The sequence below is a fragment of the Asanoa sp. NPDC050611 genome, assembly GCF_040654855.1.
GTDB lineage: Bacteria > Actinomycetota > Actinomycetes > Mycobacteriales > Micromonosporaceae > Asanoa.
The window spans coordinates 1-3,440 of sequence record NZ_JBFAIU010000530.1 but is presented as its reverse complement, the minus strand read 5'-3'; the positions used below and the strand labels follow the sequence as shown (position 1 = coordinate 3,440).

The following is a 3,440-nucleotide window of genomic DNA, read 5'->3' as shown; positions in this document are numbered from 1 at the left end:
GAGCGTGGCGGCCCGCCCGGCGACGCTGTCGGCGCCGCCGAGCGGGATCAGCCCGGGGGCGAGGGTCTGGTCGCGCAGCCCGATGGCGTCGAGCGCGTCGGCGACGACGGCGCTGTAGAGGGCGCCGAGCCGGGTCAGGTGGTCCATGGCGTTCCCTTCGGGCCGGCGAGCACCTTGCCGGCCGGTGCGTCGTGGCCGGCGAGGGCGAGTGCGTGGACGGCGCCGGGCAGATCGGTGCGGTGGGTGATCAGGCCGGCGTACGCGGCCGCGTCGGCGGTCAGGTGCTCGAGGGCGGCCGCGAAGTCGCCCCGGTCGTGCGAGAGCGAGCCGACCAGCTCGAGTTCCTTGTGGACGGTCGCCCACATGTCGATCGGAGTGGCCCGGTCATGGATGCCGACCACCACCATGCGGGACCTGGCCGGCATATGTGCGATCGCCTCCGCGAGGGCGGAACGGCTGCCGGCGCACTCGAACACCACCCAGGCGCGGTCGTCGCTATCCACATCGGACAAGTCAGCCGCCGTCGCCAGGCCGGTGAGCGCGGCGACCTGCTCCCGCCGGGCCGCCACAGGGTCGACCGCGACGACCGGCCCTTCGGCCTTGCGCAGGAGCATGGCGATCACCAGGCCGACCGGGCCGGTGCCGAGCACGACCGCGCGGGCCCCGGTCAGGTCGCCGGCGCGGGCGACGGCCCGGATGCCCACGGCGAGCGGCTCGGCGAGCGTCGCAACGTCCATCGGCAGATCGTCGGGGACCCGCAGGCACGTGCTGGCGGGCACGTCGACGAACTCGGCCAACCCGCCGTCGAGCTGCTGGCCGATCGCGGTCAGGCGGGGGCAGAGGTTGACCTGGCCGGCCCGGCAGGCGGGGCAGGCGTCGCAGCCGAGCAGCGTGTCGGTGACCACCCGGGTGCCGGCCGGGAACGCGTCCGTGCCGGCGATGACCACGCCGCTGACCTCGTGGCCGAGCACGAGCGGGGCGTGCCGGCCGGAGACCGGGTGGGCGGTGACCGGGATGACGACCGGGCCGCGGGCGTACTCGGCGGTATCGGAGCCGCACAGCCCGCACCAGGTGACCCGCAGGCGCAGCCATCCCGGCGCGGGACCGTCGGGCAGCGTCCACGACTGGGCGCGGACGTCGCCGCGGCGGTGCCAGACGACCGCCCACATCTCAGGCATGGGCCACCACCGGGTCGAACACGCGGGTGCCGGGCTTGGCGTAGCGGCGTACGGCCTCGATGTCGACGTCGACGCCGATGCCGGGCGCGTCGGTCATCGCGATGCGACCGCGCACGATCAACGGGGTTCCTCCGATGAGCTCGTCGAAGAACGGCACCGACAGGCCGTGGTGTTCGAGCGCCAGCAGGTTGGGCATGGTCGAGGCGGCCTGGGCGGCGAACGCGGTGCCGATCGGGCCGGCGATGTTGTGCGGCGCCACGGCGATGCCGCGGGCGGCGGCGGTCTGCGCGACCAGCCGGGCCTCGGCCAGGCCGCCGACCTTGGCGAGGTCGGGGGTGACCACGGCGACGGCGTGCTCCTCGATCAGCGGCGCGAAGGCGGTCCAGCGGCCGAGGTTCTCGCCGGTGCCCAGGGGCACCGGGGTGGACCGGGCGAGCTGCCGCAGGCCGCTGACGTTGTCGGGCGCCAGGGGGTCCTCCAGCCACATCAGCGGCGCGCCCACGCAGGCCTCCGCGATCAGCTGGGCGGTGGGCAGGTCGTAGCGCCAGTGACAGTCCAGGGCGAACTCGGCGCCCGGACCCGCACCCCGCTGTACCGCGGCGATGATCTCCGGGAGGAGGTCGACGGCCGGCGCCGGAAGGTGGCGTCCCCCGGCGGTGGCGGGGATCAGGCCGGGCACGTCGACGTCGAACTTGAGGGCGTCGTAGCCGAGCGCGACGGCCGCCGCGGCGTGCGCGGCGATCCGGTCGAGGTCCACCGCCGTGGTCTCGGCGCCGGGCTCGAACAGCGTGCGGCCCAGGGTGCCGTCGCTGCTGTCGGCCCAGGCGGGCCTGCGGATCCGCAGCAGCGGGTCGAGGCTCATCAGTGCGGCGCCGCCGTGGCAGTCGGCGTAGACGCGGACGGACTCGTGGAAGCGGCCGCCGAGCAGCCTCCACAGGGGAGCGTCGAGGGCGCGGGCGGCGAGGTCCCACAGGGCCGCGTCGATGCCGGAGATGGCGTTGAGGACGACGCCCGCGGTCGATCCGGCGCCGGAGGCGGCGGTGTAGAGGCGGTCCACGATCCGGGTCACGTCGCGGGCGTCGGCGCCGACCACGAGCTCGCCGAGCGCGTCGACGATCTCGACCAGGCCCGGTGCGAAGAACGCCTCGCCCCAGCCGACCGTGCCGTCGACGGCCTCGATCCGGACGATCGTCCAGTCGAAGTTGGCCTCGACGACCGCCGTCGTGACGCTGCGGATGCGCACCCGGGCCTCCGTACTCTCTAAAACGTTTGAGGCTTTGGTTCGAACCGTCGGCGGCTTGTTGACACATCGCGACGTGGGAGGGATGTTAGACACATCGTTGAAACAGAGTAAAGACCTAAAACGTTTTAGGTGGCTGGCCCGGCCACCCGATGGTGCACGCGTTGACAGCGGTTGATGCGTGACGGAGAGTGAAGCCCATGCGCCTGGCCCGGCTCAGCGACGTCGCGACGTTGGCGGGGGTGTCGACCGCGACCGCCTCGCTCGCGCTCAACGGCCGGCCCGTCGCCGAGGAGACCCGGGCGCGCGTGCTCGAGGCGGCCGCGCAACTGCGATACGTCGCCCGGTCGCACGCCAAGGCGCTCAAGACCGGGCAGACCGGCGTGATCGGCTTCTGGATCGTCAACCGGCCGGGCACCGTCGAGCTGACCGAGGACTCGGGCTTCTTCTACCGGATCCTTCGCGGGGCGTTCACCGCCGCAGAGACCTACGGGTTCAGCATCTCGTTCAACGTCGCCCGCGCCGACCTCGGCCAGGTCGGTGAGCACCTGTCCGCGTTCGCGGGCCGCGGTCTCTACGACGCCGTGATCGTGGCGGCGCAGTGGGCCAACGACGGCTCCTACGCCGGAGCGGTGCGGGCGCGCGGCGTCCCGGTCGTCACCCTCAACGATCCCAACGAGCCCGGCGACGCCAACGTACGCGTCGACCAGCAGGCCGGCATCGGGTTGGCCGTCGAGCACCTGGTCGCCGCCGGACACCGGGACATCGCCTACCTCGCCGGCCCGGCCGGCCACCTCGACGCCGATGTCAGGCTGGCGGCGTTCTACAAGGCGACCGCCGAGCGGGGCCTGCGGGTGCCGGAGCACCACGTCCGCCGGGTCGACTACACGATCGAGGCCGGCGCGGAGGCGTTCGCCGCGCTGCTCGCCCAGAGCCGGTCGTTCACCGCGTTGCTGGCCGCCGACGACTTCGTCGCGGCCGGCGCCATCCAGACCGCACACCAGCGCGGCCTGCGGATACCC

3 protein-coding genes are annotated in these 3,440 nt (G+C 73.7%); 1 reads left to right on the top strand and 2 read right to left on the bottom strand.

Going from position 1 to position 3,440, the window contains the following annotated elements; translation table 11 throughout:
- Positions 1 to 134: 134 nt before the first annotated feature.
- A complete protein-coding gene (locus AB0H87_RS39635; protein WP_360158297.1) occupies positions 135 to 1,178 on the bottom strand; it encodes an alcohol dehydrogenase catalytic domain-containing protein in 1,044 nt (347 codons plus the stop codon).
- Positions 1,171 to 2,421, bottom strand: a complete 1,251-nt coding sequence (locus AB0H87_RS39630; RefSeq protein ID WP_360158294.1) for a mandelate racemase/muconate lactonizing enzyme family protein — start codon at positions 2,419 to 2,421, stop codon at positions 1,171 to 1,173. The genes AB0H87_RS39635 and AB0H87_RS39630 overlap by 8 nt, the downstream gene beginning before the upstream one ends.
- A gap of 197 nt (positions 2,422 to 2,618) precedes the next feature.
- On the opposite strand from AB0H87_RS39630, the gene AB0H87_RS39625 reads away from it, so the two are divergent.
- A partial coding sequence (locus AB0H87_RS39625) for a LacI family DNA-binding transcriptional regulator (protein ID WP_360158291.1) occupies positions 2,619 to 3,440 on the top strand: 822 nt, incomplete at its 3' end.

Coding starts and splice junctions, on each gene's coding strand:
- AB0H87_RS39635 (WP_360158297.1), bottom strand. CDS start 1,178: ATGCCTGAGATGTGGGCGGTCGTCTGGCACCGCCGCGGCGACGTCCGC.